Origin of the sequence: Bradyrhizobium sp. SK17 (genome assembly GCF_002831585.1) — a bacterium.
Classification (GTDB): domain Bacteria; phylum Pseudomonadota; class Alphaproteobacteria; order Rhizobiales; family Xanthobacteraceae; genus Bradyrhizobium.
Genome location: NZ_CP025113.1, coordinates 5,507,663 through 5,527,115 on the forward strand (window position 1 = coordinate 5,507,663; position 19,453 = coordinate 5,527,115).

At 65.3% G+C, this 19,453-nt stretch carries 16 protein-coding genes, 1 tRNA gene and 1 pseudogene; 5 read left to right on the forward strand and 13 right to left on the reverse strand.

The features are described 5' to 3' along the window. Positions 1–7: 7 nt before the first annotated feature. From CWS35_RS25410 to CWS35_RS25440, 7 genes are all read right to left on the reverse strand, one after another. The gene (locus CWS35_RS25410) at positions 8–1,753 is read right to left on the reverse strand and encodes a M23 family metallopeptidase (RefSeq protein WP_157817225.1); all 1,746 of its coding nucleotides are present in this window, start codon (positions 1,751–1,753) and stop codon (positions 8–10) included. A 239-nt stretch (positions 1,754–1,992) separates the two neighbouring features. Further along, positions 1,993–2,331 (reverse strand): lipid-A-disaccharide synthase N-terminal domain-containing protein, encoded by a 339-nt coding sequence (locus CWS35_RS25415; protein WP_024583601.1) that lies wholly within the window; start codon positions 2,329–2,331, stop codon positions 1,993–1,995. Between the two features lie 2 nt (positions 2,332–2,333). Continuing rightward, positions 2,334–3,110 carry a glycosyltransferase family 2 protein gene (locus tag CWS35_RS25420; RefSeq protein WP_245438654.1) on the reverse strand — a complete coding sequence of 259 codons (777 nt, stop codon included), beginning with the start codon at positions 3,108–3,110 and terminating at the stop codon, positions 2,334–2,336. Positions 3,111–3,180: 70 nt separating this feature from the next. Beyond that, the gene (locus CWS35_RS25425) at positions 3,181–4,026 is read right to left on the reverse strand and encodes a phosphatase PAP2 family protein (RefSeq protein ID WP_100954452.1); all 846 of its coding nucleotides are present in this window, start codon (positions 4,024–4,026) and stop codon (positions 3,181–3,183) included. Between the two features lies 1 nt (position 4,027). Beyond that, a complete protein-coding gene (locus CWS35_RS25430; RefSeq protein ID WP_024583598.1) occupies positions 4,028–5,770 on the reverse strand; it encodes a glycosyltransferase family 39 protein in 1,743 nt (580 codons plus the stop codon). A gap of 82 nt (positions 5,771–5,852) precedes the next feature. After that, positions 5,853–7,991 carry a penicillin-binding protein 1C gene (gene pbpC / locus CWS35_RS25435; RefSeq protein ID WP_100954454.1) on the reverse strand — a complete coding sequence of 713 codons (2,139 nt, stop codon included), beginning with the start codon at positions 7,989–7,991 and terminating at the stop codon, positions 5,853–5,855. Then, positions 7,988–13,195 (reverse strand): alpha-2-macroglobulin, encoded by a 5,208-nt coding sequence (locus CWS35_RS25440; protein WP_100954456.1) that lies wholly within the window; start codon positions 13,193–13,195, stop codon positions 7,988–7,990. The genes pbpC and CWS35_RS25440 overlap by 4 nt, the downstream gene beginning before the upstream one ends. Positions 13,196–13,482: 287 nt before the next feature. Between CWS35_RS25440 and CWS35_RS25445 the strand changes: the two genes are divergently transcribed. Continuing rightward, positions 13,483–13,559: transfer RNA gene (locus CWS35_RS25445), tRNA-Arg, on the forward strand. Between the two features lie 202 nt (positions 13,560–13,761). Here CWS35_RS25445 and CWS35_RS40690 read toward each other — a convergent pair. Continuing rightward, positions 13,762–13,869, reverse strand: a pseudogene (locus tag CWS35_RS40690) (PEPxxWA-CTERM sorting domain-containing protein); the annotation flags it as partial. Positions 13,870–14,828: 959 nt separating this feature from the next. Here CWS35_RS40690 and CWS35_RS25455 point away from each other — a divergent pair. The 3 genes from CWS35_RS25455 to CWS35_RS25465 all read left to right on the forward strand — a co-directional run bounded on the left by CWS35_RS25455 (position 14,829) and on the right by CWS35_RS25465 (position 16,447). Beyond that, positions 14,829–15,299, forward strand: coding sequence for a DUF992 domain-containing protein (locus tag CWS35_RS25455; RefSeq protein WP_100954460.1), 471 nt, complete (start codon positions 14,829–14,831; stop codon positions 15,297–15,299). A gap of 387 nt (positions 15,300–15,686) precedes the next feature. Continuing rightward, a complete protein-coding gene (locus tag CWS35_RS25460) occupies positions 15,687–16,067 on the forward strand; it encodes a Zn-ribbon domain-containing protein (protein WP_245438656.1) in 381 nt (126 codons plus the stop codon). Positions 16,068–16,141: 74 nt separating this feature from the next. Continuing rightward, positions 16,142–16,447 (forward strand): hypothetical protein, encoded by a 306-nt coding sequence (locus CWS35_RS25465; RefSeq protein ID WP_024583592.1) that lies wholly within the window; start codon positions 16,142–16,144, stop codon positions 16,445–16,447. A gap of 21 nt (positions 16,448–16,468) precedes the next feature. Here CWS35_RS25465 and CWS35_RS25470 read toward each other — a convergent pair whose 3' ends face one another. From CWS35_RS25470 to CWS35_RS25480, 3 genes are all read right to left on the reverse strand, one after another. Continuing rightward, positions 16,469–17,104 carry a 2-dehydro-3-deoxy-6-phosphogalactonate aldolase gene (locus CWS35_RS25470; RefSeq protein ID WP_100954464.1) on the reverse strand — a complete coding sequence of 212 codons (636 nt, stop codon included), beginning with the start codon at positions 17,102–17,104 and terminating at the stop codon, positions 16,469–16,471. 11 nt (positions 17,105–17,115) lie between these two features. Continuing rightward, positions 17,116–18,030 carry a 2-dehydro-3-deoxygalactonokinase gene (locus tag CWS35_RS25475; protein ID WP_100954466.1) on the reverse strand — a complete coding sequence of 305 codons (915 nt, stop codon included), beginning with the start codon at positions 18,028–18,030 and terminating at the stop codon, positions 17,116–17,118. Between the two features lie 91 nt (positions 18,031–18,121). Continuing rightward, entirely contained in the window at positions 18,122–18,337 is a 216-nt protein-coding gene (locus CWS35_RS25480; RefSeq protein WP_100954468.1) for a hypothetical protein, read from the reverse strand. A gap of 196 nt (positions 18,338–18,533) precedes the next feature. Here CWS35_RS25480 and CWS35_RS25485 point away from each other — a divergent pair, with 196 nt between their 5' ends. Beyond that, a complete protein-coding gene (locus CWS35_RS25485; RefSeq protein ID WP_168200206.1) occupies positions 18,534–18,710 on the forward strand; it encodes a hypothetical protein in 177 nt (58 codons plus the stop codon). Between the two features lie 33 nt (positions 18,711–18,743). Here CWS35_RS25485 and CWS35_RS25490 read toward each other — a convergent pair whose 3' ends face one another. Both CWS35_RS25490 and CWS35_RS39630 read right to left on the reverse strand, forming a co-directional pair. Next, positions 18,744–18,995, reverse strand: a complete 252-nt coding sequence (locus CWS35_RS25490; RefSeq protein WP_100954470.1) for a hypothetical protein — start codon at positions 18,993–18,995, stop codon at positions 18,744–18,746. Positions 18,996–19,138: 143 nt separating this feature from the next. Continuing rightward, positions 19,139–19,315, reverse strand: coding sequence for a hypothetical protein (locus CWS35_RS39630; RefSeq protein WP_168200205.1), 177 nt, complete (start codon positions 19,313–19,315; stop codon positions 19,139–19,141). Positions 19,316–19,453: the final 138 nt, after the last annotated feature.

Genomic DNA, 19,453 nt, shown 5'->3' on the forward strand with positions numbered 1-19,453 from the left:
CGCTGCGCTATGTCGGCGGCCGCTTCTCGGAGCCGAGGCGGCGCTGTGGAGACGCGGATGCAGCAGCAAGTTGGTCGATGCTGTCACGCTGGCGATCGAAAGCGCCAAGCAGTTCCCCTTGCAGCAGCCGGCCGCCGGACAACTTCATCCGGAGCGGATCGACGTTGCGGCCGTTGATCCGCACCTCATAATAGAGATGCGGTCCGGTCGAGAGCCCGGTCGATCCGACATAGGCGATCGTCTCGCCCTGACGAACGCGGTCTCCGATCTTCAGCTCGGGCGGGACGCTCGCGATGTGGGCGTACGTCGTCTCATAACCGCGATCGTGGCGGATCCGGATGTATTTGCCATATCCGCGTTCGTACCCTTCGGTCTCGACCACGCCGGCGCCGGCGGCGGCAATCGGCGACCCATACGGCGCGGCGTAGTCGACGCCCTCATGGAAACGGCGATCGCCCAGGATCGGATGAATCCGCCAGCCAAACCCGTCGCCGAGGCGACCGCTGACCACCGGCTTGCGCAACAGGAACTTGGTGATCGACTGGCCGCCCTCGTCGTAGAAGTCAGAGCTGCCGTCATCCGGCGCCGTGAACCGGTAGTAGCGGCGGGTCTGGCCGCCAGCAGCGAGGTCGATGAACACCAGTTCCGGCTGGCCGATCTCGTTGGGGGCATAGATGATCTTGGCAACATCGGCATCGCCGAGCGGTCCATCGAGGTCGAAGTCGCGGCCGCAAAGACGCAGCAATTCGGCAACGATGCCCTCGTCGACGTGATTGGACCGTGCAAGCGCGTTGAGGCCGTCACGTAGCGTTTCGCCGGGGACAGAATGCGTATCGATGGTCTGACGCAGCAACTTCTCGTTCCGCACGGCAAGGTCCGGCTGCTCCGGCACGATCGCCTGGTATTGACCGCTGTCGGTGCGACCGACGGCGGACACGGTCGAGTCCACCTGTTCGATCGACACCTTCGCGACATGAGCGTTTGACGAAGCGCCGCCGTCGTTCTGCTCGATGATCGTGATCTTCTCGCCGCCGGACAGTGTCTTGCGGTCACCGGATGACGGAAAGGCAGCCAGGATGGACGGCGCGTCGTCGACCGCCTTCACGGCGTGCAGGATAGCCGCGAGCGTGTCACCAGCTCTGGCGATCACGATGTGCCGATGGTGACCGGTCGAAGCAGGCGACTTCGGAAGGCTCGTTACATTGACTGGTTCGCCGATCGGCGATGGCGCATGCGCCCCCTCTCCATCGTCGGCATAAGCGCTGGTACCGCCGGGCAACTCGCCGCGCGATCGGCCTACCCGGATGATCGATGGCAATTCCGACAGCAACGAATGTTGCGAGCCAACTCGCTGGTTGTTCTTGCTGCCTTCCGCCGATTCGCGGTGATCGTCCTGTGATGGTCCGGGATCGATCTCGGCAAGCCGTGCCGACACGCGGGTAAACGGCCGGACCGATCCGGCATCGCTCAACTGCTCGATCTTGAGCGCGACCGGAGTCTCCTGCGAGCTGAGCTTGTGGTCGAGCCGGTCACCGCGCCGCGCGTCATCGACCACCTGCCCCGTAGCGCGCGGAACCGAAACCACCGGCGACGCTGCAAATGTTGCGTGATAGCCGAACGTTCCGCGCAGCGCGCTACCAAGGAGCGCGACGGCAGCAGTCCCGATCAGGACCGTCGCCGCCATCCAGCGGACACTCACGGCACGCCGGTCCGGCAGGCCGCCTGCGCCGGTCAGCGGCGGCTCGTCCAGCAAGGCGACATCGCGAACGCTCGATGAATGTCTATCCGTTCTCGTCGCTTCGCCGCGGCCAGTCATCAACGCCCCTTATTCCCTGGGGCACGGTCACGGAATGCCGCCACGCCCACGGCGAACCGTAGATGCCATGCCGCTTGAGGCGATTGTTTGACGTTCGATCGGATTCGGTTGCTGGATGATGTCGAAATTCCCGTGGAAGCCCGGCATACCGCTGGCGCGGCTCGCGACCGCACGAATCAGTTGTTGAGCGTCTTCGACGCGCGGCCGCGGTTCTTCATGATCAGCATGATGTTGCGAATGTAGATCAATGTGGCGAGGCCCTGCCCGATGATGATGACCGGCTCGCGCTTGGCAAGCCCATAGATCAGCGTCATCAGACCGCCGCCCATCGAGAAGAACCAGAACGCCATCGGCACCACGCTCTGCCCGGCACGCTCGCTGGAAATCCACTGCACCAGGAAGCGCGCGGTGAACAGCAATTGCGCGACGAGGCCGAACGCCAGCCAGAAGTCGAACTTGGCAACGAACACGTCGTAGAAATAGGCGCTCAGCGCCTGGCCGTACTGAATCAGCATCATTACACCTTGGTCACGCCCGGCACTTCGGTAACGTCCGTCACCTCGGTGACGACAGGCGTCGGCTTCTTGCGGCGGATCAGCCACCACACGCCGGCGAGATCCATGATCCCGATCCACAGCCGGTCGAAAAATCCATAGTTCGACACGCCGGAATGGCGCGGTCGGTCGACGACGTCGACATAGGCGATCGCATATCCCTCGCGGCGGACCAGCGCGGGCAGGAAGCGGTGCAGCCCGTCGAAATAGGGCATCGCCAGGAACACGTCGCGCGGAAACGCCTTGAGGCCGCACCCGGTATCGCGCGTGCCGTCACTCAAGATGATGCTGCGCACCGCATTGGCGATCCGCGATTGCAGCTTCTTGAATCCAGTATCCTTGCGTCCGACGCGTTGGCCCGCGGCGAGGCCGACGCGCCCGTTGCCGCTCGCGACCGCCGTGATCAGGTCTGGCAGGAATGCCGGATCATTCTGGCCATCGCCGTCGAGCGTCGCCACGATCGTACCGCGCGCGGCACGAACGCCGCTGCGCACCGCCGCCGATTGCCCCGAAGAGACCGCGTGACGGAGCTGCCGCAGATTGGGCCGCTGCGCCATGATCGCGCCGAGCCGTTCGCCGGTGGCATCGGTCGAGCCGTCGTTGACGTAGATGATCTCGTAAGCCCAACGCCCGTCGAGCGCGGCCGCGATCTCGGCGACCAGCAGCGCAACATTGTCCGCCTCGTTGCGCACGGGCACGACGATGGAAACGGCGACCGGCGTTGGGTCGGAAACAGGCAATTCGGCACTCGTGGTTGAATGTGGGGTCCGCGGCTGGAACCCGCCCGATCCGGCCGCCGGGCGACCGCTTTTATGGGGCGAAGGCGCTCCTCGCAACCCTTTTGAGGCGCCCTTCCGAGGGGCCCGGCAACGCCACCACAGTGCCATCGCGATCGATGGCAAAACCAAGGCGGCGGGCGGCGAACCAGTAGCGCACGGCGATCGCGCCGATCACGCCGACCGCAGCTCCCGCCACCACGTCGCTCGGATGATGGGCCAGCAGCACCAGCCGCGTTGCGATGATGATCAGCGCGTAGACCAGCATCGCGACCCGCGCCCGCGGCCACACCGCCGACACGGCGAAGGCCAGCGCGAACGCGGTGATCGAATGTCCGGACGGAAAGCTCGAATAGGCCTCGGTGCCGGCGAAGTGCTGGAAGTTGAAGGCATTGGCCTTGCCGCCGACGAACGGTCGTCCGCGGCCAACGACCCATTTGATCACCTCACCCACCGCGACCGACAAGGCAACCGACAGGAACAGGTATTGCAGCCTCGTCCCCAAGCCGAGCAAGGTCGCCCGCGCCACGCCGCGCAACGCGGGTGCTGCGAGCGCGACCGCGACCAGCAGCACGCCGAGTGTCCACAGCACATACTTGTCCTTGCCGAAGTCGGTCAGGATCTTCACCCACCAGAGGCTCGGCGTGCCGCGCGGCGGCATGATACTGATTTCAGCAACATCGATCGCGTACATCAGCGTGACGATGATGCAGCCGACGATGACCACGAGCAGCAGCACGTGGCGCGCCGAGCGCCGCGCCGCTGCGGCCCGTCGCGAATGCGACGGCGGGCGCACGAGCTGGGCAAGCGACAGCCAGAGCAGCGTCAGCAATCGTCCGAAATAATTGGCGGATTCCGCAGGGGCTGGCGGCGCCGGCATGCTACTCCGTCCCTTCGGAACGGAAGATCGCAATCGAGACCGCCTTGCCCTGCGAGATGTTGTAGCCCTCGACGCGGACCGGCGCGTTGTAGCGCAGGCCGATCGCCTCGGCGCGTTGCACGAAGGCGCGCTCCGAGCGCTGCTCGACCAGCGCGAACCGACACGAGCCCTGCCCGAGGAAGTCAGCGGCGCCCGATCCGTCGGTAAGCAGCGTCGAGGTATCGGTCATGAAGACGAGGCTTGGCTCATGGAAGCCGGCCGCCGCTGCCTTGGGGCCGACACAGGTCACGTTGCGCAGCGCCCGCGCGACCTCCTGACTCGGAAACACCGTGGTGAGCCGCGGCAGCACCACACCGTAGGTGCCACCGGCCAGCAACGCCGCGGCGATCACCGCATTGAGCAGCGAGCGCTCGGCGCGGCTGTCCTCGAACATCCACCAGGCGATCAGGCCGAACACCATCGCGACGGCGAACAACGGCCAGGCCGGAAACACCGGCTGGTGGATCGCCTTGATCGCGCCGACGATCACGAGCACCGACCCGAATGCAGGGATCGCAAACCACCAGGCTGCGCCACGGATCAGCCAGGAGCGCGACAGCACGCGCCGCTCCAGCGCCCCCACGGTCAGGATCGCGATTGCCGGATAGAGCGGCAGCACGTAATGCGGCAGCTTGGTCAGCACCGCCTCGAACACGATCCAGGACGGGACCAGCCAGGCCAGCAGGAACTGGGCGCCGGGCTCGCGCCGCGCACGCCAGACCGCCGGCGCCGCCATGCCGGCGAGCGGCGCAGCCGGCCAGAACGTGATCCAGAACAGCAGCAGATAGAGCCCCGGCGGCGCGCCATGGGACTCTTGGGCACCGAGCTTGCTCAGCATGTCGCCGCCGACCGAGTCGGCAAAGAAGGTCTCGCCGGCGCGCAGGAAGATCAGCACGAACCACGGCAGCACCAGCACCAGGGTCCACATCAGGCCCCACACCGGACGCATCCGCCAGAACCACGCCGCCGACCGATCGAGGATCGCAAGCCCGGCCATCGCAAGGCCGACGAACATCAGGATCAGCGGCCCCTTGAGCAGGATGCCGACCGCGAGCGCCGTCCAGAAGATCGCGGGCGGTCCCCATGACGGATGCGCAGGATCCTCGCCGCGTTGCCAGGACAGATAGACCCGCGCCATCGCGCCCATCGCCGCGGTCACGGTCAGCAGCAGCATCGCGTCGGTCTTGGCAAGCCGCGCCTCGACCCCGAGCAGCACGCAGCTTGCCATCATCAACGCGGCGAGCGCCGCGCCCTGCCGGGTCACGAAGGCAAGCGCCGTCCAATAGGTCAACAGCACGGCGCCGATCGCGCCGATCAGGGACGGCAGGCGATAGACCCAGATGCGGACCTGGGCACGCGGTACCCCGAGCGCGGAGATGGTCTTGAGCGCCGCGGCCTGCATCCAGTAGATGCCGACCGGCTTCTTGTAGCGGACGTCGTCCTGGAACCGGATATCGACGAAGTCGCCGCTCTCGACCATCTGCTTGGTCGCCTGGGCGAAGCGCACCTCGTCACGGTCGATCGGCGGGATGGTGAAGAAGCCCGGCAGGAACAGCACCAGGCAGGTCAGCGTCAGGAATGCGATCGAACGCCAATGGCTGGCCGTCGCGAACTCGAACGCCATGAATAGCCTGCGGCTCGAATGCGCAGGTTTTACAGACTGTTGCCCTGCTCCAAAGCGCCGGGGTTGGAGGCTATCCACCATGGATTTCGCATACGATGAAACCGCAGCGCAAACAACCGTGCTGTTCCCCTTTCCACCCGTACCATTCCGCTTTCCCGCGCCATCATTGCACGCGGATCACAACGGTATCCGCCGCGCCGGTGGCGTCGATCACGGTCAGCCGCGCAAAACCCGGCCCGGGCGGCTCGATCAGGCGCTGCCGCCGGCTGTCGATGTCCCCGGCTGAGACACCATTCACAAGGACCGTTAGGGGCAGCACCCCGCCGGCGACCTTGACCGGCATCGCCGCATTGCGGCCGCCCTCGGATTGATCGACATCGATGCGCGAGCCGTTCAGCGGAAACTGGATATGCGGCGCCTGATCATTGCCGCTGCGGACCAGTTCGCCGAGCGGCCGGAACCGGCGCAGCGGCGGCGGCAGTTTTGCGTTGGAGGCGACCAGCACGCCGCGCGGCGGCTTGGGCAAGGCCGCCGGGATCTTCCCGGTGCGCGCGAAGGCGTCGAACAGGATCGGTGCCGCAGCCGTGCGGCCAACGAGACCCGGCACCGGTGCGCCGTCCGGACGGCCGACCCAGACGCCGACCGTGATGTGGCCGTCGAAGCCGACCGACCAGGCGTCGCGATAGCCGTAGCTGGTACCGGTCTTGAACGCGATCCGGTTGTGCACGCCGTTCTCCGGCGGCGGCGTGCCGAGCAGGACATTGCCGACCTGCCAGGCGGCGGCCTGATCCATCAGCCGCATCGTGTCGCGGCGATCATTCGCCTGCACGATCTCGCGCAGCGGCCTGGTGACGCCGAGCCGCGCCAACCCGGAATAGAGCTGGACCAGATCCTGCAACGTGATGCCGACGCCGCCGAGGCCCATCGCAAGACCCGGCGCCTCGTCCTTCGGCAGCACCAGGCTGGTGCCGGCCTGCTTCAGCCGCGACGACAGCCGGCTCGCCCCGACCCGGTCGAGCAATGCGATCGCCGGCACATTGAGCGACAATTGCAGGGCCTTGCGGATCGGCACCGTGCCCTGGAACGTCATGTCGAAATTTTCCGGCGCGTAGCTGCCGAAGCGGATCGGCCGGTCTTCGATCAGGCTATCGGGATGGACGAAGCCATCCTCGAAGGCGAGACCATAGATGAACGGCTTCAAGGTCGAGCCCGGCGAGCGCACCGCGCGCGTCATGTCGACCTGCCCGGCCCGCCGCTCGTCGAAATAGTCTGCCGAACCGACCCGTGCGAGCACGTCGCCGGTCTCATTGTCGACCGCGACGATCGCGACCGAGACGTCAGGCCCCTGCGCGATGGCGCGGTCGCGCGCCAGCGCCTCCAGGTTACGCTGCAACGTGGCGTCCAGCGTCAGCTTGATGACGGGTGCGTCCTTCATCGTCGCGACCGCCTGGTCAGCCGAGTGCGGCGCCAGGATCGGGATCTGCTTGCGCAGCTTCGGCACTGCCGCGGCCCTGGCCTGCGCGGCATCGTCCGTCGACACCACGCCGTCCTCCACCATGCGGTCGAGCACGCGATCGCGCGCGGCATGAGCGGCTTCGGGGTAACGGTCGAGCCGCCGGCGCTCCGGCGATTGCGGCAACGCCACCAGCAACGCGGCCTCCGCCAGCGACAGTCGCTTCGGCTCCTTGCCGAAATAGGCGATCGAGGCGGCGCGGACGCCCTCGAGATTGCCGCCGAAGGGCGCCAGCGCGAGATAGAGATCGAGGATCTGGTCCTTCGAGAGCTGCCGCTCCAGTTCGACCGCTCGCACCATCTGCCGCAGTTTTGCATACAACGAGCGCTGATGCCGCGGCTCGATCAGCCGCGCCAGTTGCATCGTGATGGTCGAACCGCCGGACACGATATGGCCACGGGTGAGCAACTGGAATCCAGCGCGCGACAGCGCCAGCGGATCGACGCCGTGGTGCTCATAGAAGCGCTTGTCCTCATAGGCGAACAACAGCTTGAGGTAGCCGGGATCGACCGACGTCTTGGCGTCGACCGGCAACCGCCAGCGCCCATCCGCCATCGCATAGGCGCGCAACAGCTTTCCGTTGCGATCGACGACCGTGGTCGAAACCTGCTGCGCCTTGTCGAGCGGCAACGGACCGAGCGAGACGACCCAGGCCGCGAAGGCACCGGTGATCGCAACAAGCACGACCGCTATCGCAGCCGCGGCGCGCAGCACCAGACTCTTGCGACCGCCATCATGGCCGGGCTTGTCCCGGCATGACGACTGTTGCTGGTTCACGACTTCACTCATTTCGCCGGCTTCACCTCGACCGTGCCAGTGCCGCTGCGGCCGTAGCGCGAGGGGTTGTACATGTCCTCGACATAGGCCTGCGGCAGCACATATTTGCCCGGCGAGACCGCGCGCACCACATAGGCCACCGTGAACACCGACTTGTCGTTGGCGGCGCGGTCGATCGCCGCGGTGAAGCGATCATCGCGGAACTCGGTGTTCTTCGCCTCGACGCCGTCCTCGATCCACTCGAGCGTCCCGGAATCGCCCGACGACACCAGGTTCGGATTGTCGATCTCGAGCCCGGCGGGCAGATAGTCCGCCACCATGATGTGCCCGAACTCGGGTTTCGCCTCCGTGACCTTCAGGACAACCGCGAAGCGGTCGTTCTGTTTCGCCTTGGTGACATCGGCCGGCTTGCCGTCGAGCGTGAAATAGCTGCGCTCGATCTTGAAGCCGTTGGCGGCGGCGGGTTCCGGCGTCACCGGCGAGCCCGACACCGAGATCACCGCCTGCACCGGCGCATCGCCGGTGTTGGTGATCTTGAGCGGCTGGCCGGTCATCTCGTCGGCCTTGTAGCTGCGATAGACCGCGGTCTTGACGCCCTGGCCGTTGATGTCGAGCGCCAGCGTCTCCTTGGCGAGCGCACGCGCCGCCAGCACCATCCACGCATTCTCCTGCGTCGAGGTGTAGGGCGACAGACCCCGCGCCGCTTCCACCCGCAGCACGGCCTGCGTCAGCGTGGTGCGCGGCGCATTGCCTTCACCCGCCAGCGAGACCAGGGCGGCCGCGTCGCGCAGCGCCGAGCCGTAATCGACCCGGCCGAACTCGAGCACCGGTTTCGGGTTCAGCGCGTCGAGCGCGGCTCCGTACACCCGCTCGGCCCGCGCCTTGTCACCGACCAGCGCCAGCGCCGCCGCGAGTTGCGCCTTGGAGATCGGCGTCGCCAGATTGTTCAGCTTGGTATCGGCGAGATAGCGCAGATCGCCGATCGGGGCTGCGCCATTGCGCGCGAGCACATAGAGCCCATAAGCCAGATCACGGCCGCCATCCTTCTCCGGCTCGTTGGCATTGACCACCGAGTTCCTGACGCGGTCGAGCGCGTTCTTGAACAGCACGTCCGGCACCGCAAAGCCCTTTTCGCGGGCCCGGGTGAGGAAGTCGGTCACATAGGCATCGAGCCACGCGTCGTCGCCCCCCGCCGACCACAGGCCGAACGAACCGTTGGACCCCTGGCGCGCCAACAGCCGCTCGATCGCATCGCGGATGCGCTGGTCGACCGCGGTGTCCATCGCGAGATGGGCGCCGGCGGCGAGATCGTTGACATAAAGCAGCGGCAGCGCGCGGCTGGTGATCTGCTCGGAGCAGCCATAGGGATAGCGGTCGAGCGCCTTCAGGATGCTCGCGGCGTCGAGCGCGGTCGACAGGCTCGCCGAGATCGAGACGCTGCCGGTGCCCGGCACCAGGTCGGAGAACATGTCCGACGTCAGCGTCAGGCTCTCGCCCTTCGCCAGCGTGCGGATCGAACGGCGCGCCAGCACTTGCGTGGCGGGCTTGACGTCGAGCGCGTAGTGCCGCGCCAGCGTCAGCCCGTTCGGCCCGGAGATGTCGACATCGAAATCGGCACGACCCGCACCGCCGGCCTCGAGGCCGAGCGACAACGAGGTGCGCTGCTTGGCGGCGAGCTTCACGGTCGTGGTCGGATTGCCCGAGACTTTGATCGGGCCGCTTGCCTTGATGCTGACGGCATAATCGCCGGCGGCACCTTCGACATTGTCGATATCCATGCTGATGGTGCCCTTGTCACCGGTCAGCAGGAAGCGCGGCAAGGTCGCGGTCAGCACCACGGGATCGCGCACGGTCACGTCGACATTGGCGCGACCAAGCTTGGTGGCGCTCCACGCCACTGCCATCACGCGCGCGGTGCCGGCAAACTCCGGAATGTCGAAGCTCACTTCGGCGGTGCCGTCGGGACCCACTGTGACGATGCCGGAATAGAGCGCGAGCGGCTTCTGCGTCGGTGGCGAGCCCTGTAGCTCGGCGCCGGCGGAATCGCCGCCGCTCCTGATCTGGCCGCGCGTGCCCTGCATGCCGTCGATCAGTTGGCCATAGAGGTCGCGGATCTCGGCGGTCAGACGACGCTGGCCGAGATAGTAATCGTCGGGCGCCGGCGGCTTGTAGTTGGTCAGATTGAGAATGCCGACATCGACCGCGGCCAGCACCACCTTGGCATCCTCGCCGGGATTGAGCCCGCCGAGCTTGACCGGAATCTTCAAGGTGGAGCCCGGCCGCACCAGGGCGGGCGGCGACAGCGTGACGGCGAGCGTGCGCGTCTTCTTGTCGATGCCGAACCATTTCAGCCCGATCGCGCGGCCCGGCATCCGCCCGGCCGCAACATCGAGCGGACGGCGCAGCGTCGTCATCACATAGGCGCCGGTGCCCCAGTCCCTGCCGACCGGCAGCTTGACCTGCTGGGTGCCTTCCTTGACGTCGACGCTTTGGGTCGTCAGCAGCCGGTCGCCGAGCACATAGACCGTGAGCTTGCCGGCGGTGCGCGCATTGACCGACACCGTCATGGTGTCGCCTGAGGCGTATTCCGGCTTGTCGATCGAGGTTTCCAGCAGGTCGGGCGTGTCGGCACTGCCGTCGGAGTACCAGCCGACGTCGAACTGCACCGAGGTCACCGGACCGTCGGCATCGGTCGATTTGACGTCGAGGCGGTAGCGGCCGGGCTGCGGCTGGAAGCTCAGGCGCAGCGGCTTGTCGGCCGTCAGGCTCGCGTCGCCATCGGCCACGCGGCGCGTCGACTTGACTGGCTCATACTGCCAGGACGAATTCTGCCGGTACCATTGGTAACGCGACTCCAGCTTCAACAGCTCGTAGCGCAGCCCGTTGCGCGCCAGTTGCTTGCCGTCGGGCGCGACGAACACGACGTCGAATTCGGCCTTGTCGCCCTCGGCCACGCTCTTGTCGCCGAACAGCGGCTTGACCCCGATCAGCGAGGCCGCCGGCGCCACCGGCAGCACGATCTTCCGCTCGACCGAGCGGCCGCCGGTCTCCGCCATCCGGATGAATATCTGGGCCTCCTGCGGCCGGGTCGAGGTCGGGACCTTGTCGAGCTTCACCGGGAACGTCGCGGCGCCGTTGGCATCGGCCTCCGGCAGGTCCTCGATCGGGGTCCGCTCGTTGCTCGCGGTCTGCTCGTCGTCGACACCGAACTGGTAGCCGGCATAGCCGGGTCGCCCGCCTGCCGCCGGTGCGACCAGCATGTCGCCTTCGAGCTGCAAGCCCGAAGCCGGCGCGCCGTAGAGGAAATGGCCACTGACTTGAAGTTCCACTGGAACTTCAGCTTTGATCGTCTTTTCCTTGCTGGTGAGATCGAATTCGATCCGCTCGGGGATGTAATCCTCGACCATGAAGGTGGTCTCACCGACGGCCGAGCCCTTCGGATCGGTGAAAACGCGCGCCCGCCAGGTGCCGGTCGGCACCGCGGAATTCAACGCCACCGCCAGCATCCGGCCGCCGGCGCCTTGATCGGGCAGCACGGCGCGGCGAAACTCGACGCCGTCAGGCCGCTCGATCACCATGGTCAGCGGCGTGCCGGTCAGCGCGTTGCCCTGGCCGTCGCGCAGCAGAGCCGTCAAGTAAACGGTCTCGTTGGAGCGGTAGACGCCGCGCTCGGCGTAGACGAACGCGTCCGCGCCAACCGGGATCGCCCGGCCGGCGACGCCGCGGTCGGTGAGATCGAAGGCATTGCTCTTCAGGCTCAGGAAGGCGTAATCGGCCTTCTCGCCTGTCACCGTGAGTAGCGCCGGCGACAAGCCGCCCTCGCCGCGCGCCAGCCCCTGCTCAAACAGCACATGGCCGGCGGCGTCAGTCTTCCGGGTGGCCAGGATCTCGTTGTTGCGGGCGACCAGCTTCACTTCGGCGTTGGCGACCGCCTCGGTCGAGGCCAGCGAATTGACGAAGACGTGGATACCGTCGTTGCCGGAGAAGGCCGACAGCCCCATGTCGGAGACGATGAACCATTGCGTCGCCAGCGTGCCGTCATCGTCGCTGCCGGGGCCTTTGGCCGCCGCCGTCATCACATAGACACCCGGCTGCAAGTCGCCGAGCGCCTGGTCGACCGGAAATGCCGTGACGACGTCCTGGTTCAGCGTCGTGGCGGTCGCCAGCTCGCCCGACCAGACCTTGACGCCGCGCTGGTCGCCGAGATCGGAGAGCTGGTAGCGGCTCAGCGTGCTCTGGAAGTCAGAGTCGATCACCGTGTTGATCAGGTTACGGTCACCGATCCGGAACACGTCGATCGTGACCGCCGGCGTGTTGACGCTGACCACCGGGATACCGCGCTGTCCGGTCCGGGGCAGCACATAGGCGCGCCCCGTGAAGCGCACGAACGGCTTGCGGTCGCGGACATAGATGTTGAATTCGGCCGATTTCGGCAGGGTCTCCTTGACCGTCGACGGCAGGCCGGCGCGCAAATTGATGTTGTAGCGTTCGCCGTGCTTCAGCCCGTCGACGCAGAGCTGCTGGCCTTCCGCCGACAGGGCCGGCTTGTCGGTGCCGGCCAGCGCCAGGAACGGCGCGAAGTCGACCCGTTTTGCCAATTCCTCGGAGAACTGGAAGCAGGCCCGCGGCGAGGCCGAATCGGAATCGACGGTATAATCGAGCAGCCGGAAGCCGTGCTCGTCGCGCATCTTCTCATATTGGCCCCTGACATCGGCGACCTCGCGCAGGTCGAGCGACAGCCGCAGGCTGTCGAGTGCCGGGCGCCACAGCTTGCGCTCGGCGAACGCCTTGCCGAGCACCGCCAGCGCATCGGCCTCCTCGGCCGGATTGCCGGCACGCTGATAGGCGATGTAGGCCGCCGTGGAGGCACGCTCCATCAAGAAGGTCTGTTCGGTAGAGCTGGTCGATCGAATCTGGAAGACGGTTTTGGCGAGCCGCAGCCAATTGGCGCCGTCCTCCGGCGCGGTCGCTGCGATCTGGCCGAGGATCTGCAACCCGCCGCGGAAATCATTGCGCCTGAAAGCGGCGTCCGCGTCGGTGCGCAACGTGGCAGCCGACTTGTTGACCGCGCCCGCCTCGCTCTTGATCTGCGCCTCCAGCTTGATCGCGGAATCGGCGAGGTCGTCGCGCTTGAAGGCCTTGTCCGCGGCCCCGGCGCTCACCAGGCCAAGCACCAGCGTGGCGCAAATCGCAGCGGCACGAACCAATCCGATCATGATGGAGCTCCTGAACGCCCCGCGGTCGAGCGCCGCGTTGGGATTAGAAAATGCGCGAAAAGGTGACGGAGTGAAGGCGCGGACATCAACGGGCGAAACGTCACAGATCGCATTGCCGACATTCCTTTGACCAGCCCCGGCGGCAGTGTCATGCCGGCTCGGGGGCTGGACCGGCCAACGCAGGCCGGGACCCCTGCTCGCCTTTGTCGTCCGCCCCCAGAAATCGGTTCGGACGGACTTGGCGGAAAGGCGGATTTTTCATAATGGCGGTGCTACAAGGCGGCCACGGTCCCGTAGCTCAACTGGATAGAGTAGCGGATTTCTACTCCGCGGGTTGCAGGTTCGAATCCTGCCGGGATCGCCAGCAAAAATGACGCGCTGAAATCACTTTACAATCTGCCTCTGATTGACCCACTTTTTGGAACGCCTGTTCCGGTGGGTCACGTCGGCGGGAATATCGAAAAAAATTCCAAAGCCGATTGACCAAATTCTCGCGTTGACAACGCACGCGCCACTAAGGCGCCTGACTCGGCAGCACCCCTTCAGCATGGATCGACCGCTACAGCCTAATCAGCAACGGCAAGTGCCGATACACGGCGAAAGCGCATCATGAAGCCAACGCCGGCGAAGCCGAGGAGCATCATGGCCCAGGTCGATGACTCCGGCACGGACGGCGTGAAGATGCTGAAGTCAGTGATAGACCCCTCGAAAGAGAAGTTGGCTGTACCATCCAGCTGGGTCAGCGACGTGAAATCTCCAGCGTATGAATAAATGTCACCATTGTCGGCCTGGGCATGGAAGGAAATCTGCTTCACCACAGGCTGGACCTGGTAGTTCGACAGGTCGAGCGGAAAGATCGACGTCGAGCGGGTCGATCCATCCAAAATGATGGATATCCCGTCGCCTGACGCGGTGGATCCAGCCCATTGTGCCAGACCCGGCTGGTAAGAGACCTCAATATAGAGCGAGCCGCCGGCCCAATGAGTTCCATCCAGGTTCAACGAGATCGAACCGGCATTGTAGTAAGTTTCGTACACGAAGTTGGGATTCGCGGTGCAACTCGAGCACGACGCCGACGGATTGATCGTGAGGGTTCCGGAGAACTGATCGCCGATGTTGGCTACTGGCGCCGCAAATGCAGCGGTCGAAAAACAGAGCGCGGAAACAAGAACACCGACGCAACACGAAACGGCCTTCATTGCTAACAAACTCCCAACTGGTAACAGCCCATTTCTAAACATGTCCGTTTGGCAGTCAACCGACAGTTGACGGAATTACCCGCTCCCCGCAGCCTAGCTGCCGCAATAACAATTCATACGCGCGCCACCTGATAAGCGACAAGCGATCCAGACGCCGATCCCTTATGGCGAAGCAGGGTTCCACCACACGACGTCGTCCGAAACCAAGGCGACGAAATCGCCGCTCGCATCAAGGACACACGGTCATTGGTCGATTGCGATGATCACACAGAGATCACGTTGGCATTTGCCGCGCCGTGGCCGCGGCGGCGCTCACGTCGGCTAGCGATGATCGTGCCCGCGCGCTCCTCAGCGCCCAAGGCCGAGCTAACGCTCCCTTAACCACAAACGAGCGCTGCGTGAGAGCTCGTGGGACGACTCTGCATCCATTTGCGTTGTCCGGCACCATGCGCATCATCGGTCATTCGCTGCTCGTTGCCGCGTGCAGCCTGGTTGTCTTCGCTGCACCGATCGCAACCGCCGACGCACAGCAGGTGCAGGCCGGGACGCTTGACTGTCATGGCGGCCCCGATGCCGGGTTCATCCTCGGACCGGTGACCAATCTCGATTGCGTGCTGCACGTCGATGCCGCGCCGGACAGCCGCTACGTCGCGGCTATTCGTAACTTCGGCGTATTCATCGGCGATCAGGACGTATCATTGACTTGGAAAGTGATGGCGACCGTGCCATGGATCGGGGTCGATGAACTGGCCGGCGGTTACGCCCACGCCGGCGGCGCCGATGCAAACGTTCTCAGCGGCGGCACCAATGCGCCGATCACATTGCATCCGCCGACCGAGCCAGACGGCACCTCGAAACCGCGGGTGCAAATCGAGGGCCTCGAACTCCGACCGGTGGATCACTGATCCCAGTCGTTTGCGCATCACCCCGAATGCACGACGCCGCCCGCTTGAAATACATGCGGACGGCGCCGGCACTAGCCCCAGGAAGGTGATGCAAAATCCTGACCGCTCCATGTCTGCACGTCCACGGCCGAGAAGCATGGCCCAAATGGGCTATCAGACGAAGCCGAAGCGAAGCTGGGTTCGGTGTCGGCTGCTCCCAGCATGGACCACGACGCGTCCATGCTCTGATGTTCACGGTCTGCCCTGAATTCGCTTGGCGTTCTTATCATTCAGCGCACCGAATGTTTCCGTAGTTCTCCGTGCGTGAACCAGGTTCCGATTCCTTCTTGGATGCTGGATGCGAGCTGCTGGCGAAGCTCCTCATTCTCGCCGCGATTATAGGTCGGCGTGTTCGGTGATTTCTCGATCGATCGTCATTTTCAGCAAGAGCCCTTCCGAGCGCCGGCGCTCGCTATCGATACTGGAATTGTCATGGAAGATTCGGTCCAAGTCCGTTGCACGCGCTGCAAGAACGTCTTTCGCGACCGGGCCAAGCGGCTGCAGAACGGATATTCGCGCCAGTGCCCGAGCTGCGAGATCGTGCTGTTCTTCGACGAGGACTCGCACGATCCGAACATCAAGCGGGCGATGCGAGTGGCGCGGCGCGCGCGGAAGGAATTGCGAGAGAGCGAAGGCGCGAGCCCGAGAAGGGCCGAGCCGGCTCCCCGGCATTACAGCGGCCGCTCGGCCTCGAACTCACGAGGCACCGACGAAGAGGACAGCGATTGAACCTGGCGCGACCGACACAAGAATTTCGTCAGGAATGACGGTGTAAGAAAGGTCGTCGAAGGCCGGAGGACGCCATGCGAAACCTGAACACTGTGCTGAGCAAGCTGAACGACCGCCTGCTGCGGCTCGAAGGCGAGCTGTTCGTGTTGCGGTCGATCGCTCGCGCCTCGCTCACCGCAGGCGACGAGTCCGCAGTCCGTACCCGCAAACTGCTCGAGGGCGCCAAGCTCGCATTGTCCGACGAAGCCGAACGACCGCTGGACGCCGCGACCGGGAAATACGTTGCGGCCGCCGTCGCCATGGTCGATGAATTGCTCGAGCATCCCCGCGAGGCGGCGCCGCTGTTCCGGGTGATCGACGGCGGCAAGCGCGACGATTAGCGATCGAGTTGCCGACCAGGCCTAGCCCACGCCCAGGACCGCCCGGTCATAAGCCTCGATCGTCACCGTGGCCCTGAAGACAACATCGGCCGCCGTCATGCCCGGCTTGTAGAGGCTGCTGCCGAGGCCGAATGCGCGGATGCCCGCTCGCACATACTCCGCGAAATTCTGATCCGACACGCCGCCGACCGCTGCGATCATCACGTCCGGCGGCAGCACCGCGCGGATCGCGGTGATGCCGGAGGCGCCGAGCACGCTCGCCGGAAAGAATTTCAGGCTCGAGGCACCCACACGTGCCGCCAGCAATGCTTCGGTCGGCGACAACACGCCGGGCATGGTGACCATGCCGTGGTGGCGGGCGCGAGCCAGCACGTCGACATCGACATTGGGCGACACCATGAGGCGGCCGCCGGTGTCACGGAGGCGATCGACGTCTGCGGCCGTCAGCACCGTGCCGGCGCCGATCAGGACGTCGGCAGGCGCGCGCTTCGCCGCGATCTCGATCGAGCGGAACGGCTCCGGTGAATTCAGCGGAATCTCGATCGCGGTCATGCCGGCCTCGATCAGCGCACTGACGATGCCGGCCGTTTCTTCCGGCTTGATCCCGCGAAGGATCGCGACCAGCGGACGCTGCATCGGCGGGAATGGAATGCTCATGCGTTGATCCTTCAGTTGCGCCAGATCGATGCCGCCGCGTGGCCGAGGCCACGGCGAACCGCCTCCTCCGCATCGATCACGTTGAACGGGATCGAAAGCCGTTCGAGTGCCGTTTGATAGAGTTGTCGAAGACGGCCCGAAGCGATCAGCGTGACCGGCGCGCCTGCCTCACGCTCCGCAAGGCCAGCGGCGAGCTCGGCGCCGATCAGCGTGCCCGAGATCGTCTCACGCGCCGACTGCGCGCTGCCGCCGAACAGCAACTGCCGCGATCGCACCCGGAACAGCAGATTGGCCGACAGTGCCGGCGCCGCAAACACCGCTGCAACGGCCGAGCAAAACGCATCGCGATCGATCGCGTCCTCCGCGCCCGCGACCGCATGCGACAGGATGGTGTCGCGCGCGATCGCGCCGAACAGCTCTCCGGTCATGAAGGTCGCGAAGCGCTCGACCGTTCCGCTTCGTACCCGCACCCATTTGGAGTGCGTTCCCGGCAGGCAGACATCGGCGTCAATTGCCGCGTCCAGACCGAGTGCGCCGAGCAGCTGGGTTTCTTCCCCACGCATCACATCGGGTGCCGCGGCATCGCGCTGCGCGATCCCCGGCAGGATCCGAATGTCGCGCGCCGAGCCACGTACCGCGACAGCGCCGGTGAGGATGTCGGACAGACGTGCCGGCGCGTCGACATAGCCGGTCTCGACCCATCCCTGCCGCGCGCCCGCCATGCCGCAGATCACGACCGGAAGGTCGGCCGCAACACCCAGCGCATCGAGATGCGATTGCAGCACCGACGCAAAGCCGGTGCCGGCCGCGACCGTCATGCCCTGGTCGCTCCGGCGTTCGCCCAACACCTCGCCGTTCGCGTTCATAAGCCAGAGGCGGAAGCTGCTGGTGCCCCAATCGACCGCGACATAGGTAAGCCCGCTCATCGCTGTTCCACGCTCTCGGTTTCCGGCGCAACAACGGCGCCGCCGACCGAGACGCGATAAAGACGTTCATCTTGCCGCGCAAGGCACGCCGTTATCGTGCGCCCTTCAGCGTGCAGGAGGTCGTGCAGGTCGTGACAACGCCGTGGTCGCATTTGATGCAGGCGTTGACGCACTGGTCCATGACCTTCGGATTGTACTGGCTATAAAGATTGGACGCGCAGCTGTTGGTCGATCCCGTGACCTCCGGGTCGGACCAGCAACCGGACAGCAAAAATGCTGTGGCACTCAAAATGGCGACCTGGCGCATAAGGCCTCCTGCCACGCTGTATCCGAGTAACCTTGATAGGTTAGGTTAAATTCCGGTTTCAATTGCGACCTTATCCGGAAGCAGTATTGCTTATCCACCGGACACTTCCCCAAGGTCCGGGCCCACACCGGCAAGGCCGTCAGGCGACCCCGCCTGGCGGCCTTGTTGCCCTGCAATGCACAAGGATACCAACAAGATGGCCCGAAAGCCGCGGTGGTCGTTCAAGGAGGACCGGCGACTGATGGAATTGGCGCGTTCCTCGAAGTCGCTGGAAGACGTCGTCAAGGCGACCGGCCGTTCGCCGGAGCGAATCAAGAAGATGGCGATGCGCCTCGGCCTGTCGATCAAGCCGCGCGGCGCCACCAAGAAGTAGCCCAAGACGGCCGCGCCACAGCGGCACAGCCGGCTAGAGTTCCGGCGGACAATCGTCCTTCGCCCGTACGGGAATTGCCCGGTTCTCGCCCACGGCCTCGGTTGCCCGGGTGCAGATGGTGAGCACGAAAGCCACCCGGCTGCATTGCCAGTCCGGTCCGAGCCCGGCGCTCGACACCGGTTCGGGCGACGCCAGCGCCGCGAACAGATACGCCACCAAAACGGCACCCGCCGCCCCCGCGGCAGCCAGCGCCGCGCCCTTTACGGACCACAGCTTGGATATCATGGCCTTGGTTCCCGCCGATCTCTGGGAATCGATGAGACCGCCCGCCTGTCCACGCGTGACTGAAATCACAATCAGGACCAGACAGTTCGGGCTGAGTCTTTGGTTTTGATGTGGGAACGATATTGCACTGCCGCAAGATCGGATCAGCGTGCCGGCTCGATCACATTGCAGTTGGTGCGGCCCGACATCAGGCAGTCCTGCATCTTGCTCGCCGCCGTCAGGTCATGTGCAAGCCACAGGCCGACCGCGAGCATGACCACCGCGATCAGCAATCCGATCAGCGCGCCTCGGCGGTTGCCGCCGTCGTCGGATTCGCTCATGACCGCTGCGGTTCCCCTATTACCGTTGACCGTATCATGACCGTTTGCACGGTTGCGTGCGATCAATTTTGCAACACTCGTACAATGAATTGCGCACGCTCCGCCTCGGCGCTGCAATTCCATTGCGGGCGCCGGCGA

What these genes read in the sequence shown, in the direction of transcription:
- CWS35_RS25415 (WP_024583601.1), bottom strand. Translation starts at nt 2,331, where the DNA reads ATGCTGATTCAGTACGGCCAGGCGCTGAGCGCCTATTTCTACGACGTG.
- CWS35_RS25425 (WP_100954452.1), bottom strand. Translation starts at nt 4,026, where the DNA reads ATGCCGGCGCCGCCAGCCCCTGCGGAATCCGCCAATTATTTCGGACGA.
- CWS35_RS25430 (WP_024583598.1), bottom strand. Translation starts at nt 5,770, where the DNA reads ATGGTGGATAGCCTCCAACCCCGGCGCTTTGGAGCAGGGCAACAGTCT.
- pbpC (WP_100954454.1), bottom strand. Translation starts at nt 7,991, where the DNA reads ATGAGTGAAGTCGTGAACCAGCAACAGTCGTCATGCCGGGACAAGCCC.
- CWS35_RS25440 (WP_100954456.1), bottom strand. Translation starts at nt 13,195, where the DNA reads ATGATCGGATTGGTTCGTGCCGCTGCGATTTGCGCCACGCTGGTGCTT.
- CWS35_RS25465 (WP_024583592.1), top strand. Translation starts at nt 16,142, where the DNA reads ATGCGAAACCTGAACACTGTGCTGAGCAAGCTGAACGACCGCCTGCTG.
- CWS35_RS25470 (WP_100954464.1), bottom strand. Translation starts at nt 17,104, where the DNA reads ATGAGCATTCCATTCCCGCCGATGCAGCGTCCGCTGGTCGCGATCCTT.
- CWS35_RS25475 (WP_100954466.1), bottom strand. Translation starts at nt 18,030, where the DNA reads ATGAGCGGGCTTACCTATGTCGCGGTCGATTGGGGCACCAGCAGCTTC.
- CWS35_RS25480 (WP_100954468.1), bottom strand. Translation starts at nt 18,337, where the DNA reads ATGCGCCAGGTCGCCATTTTGAGTGCCACAGCATTTTTGCTGTCCGGT.
- CWS35_RS25485 (WP_168200206.1), top strand. Translation starts at nt 18,534, where the DNA reads ATGGCCCGAAAGCCGCGGTGGTCGTTCAAGGAGGACCGGCGACTGATG.
- CWS35_RS25490 (WP_100954470.1), bottom strand. Translation starts at nt 18,995, where the DNA reads ATGATATCCAAGCTGTGGTCCGTAAAGGGCGCGGCGCTGGCTGCCGCG.
- CWS35_RS39630 (WP_168200205.1), bottom strand. Translation starts at nt 19,315, where the DNA reads ATGAGCGAATCCGACGACGGCGGCAACCGCCGAGGCGCGCTGATCGGA.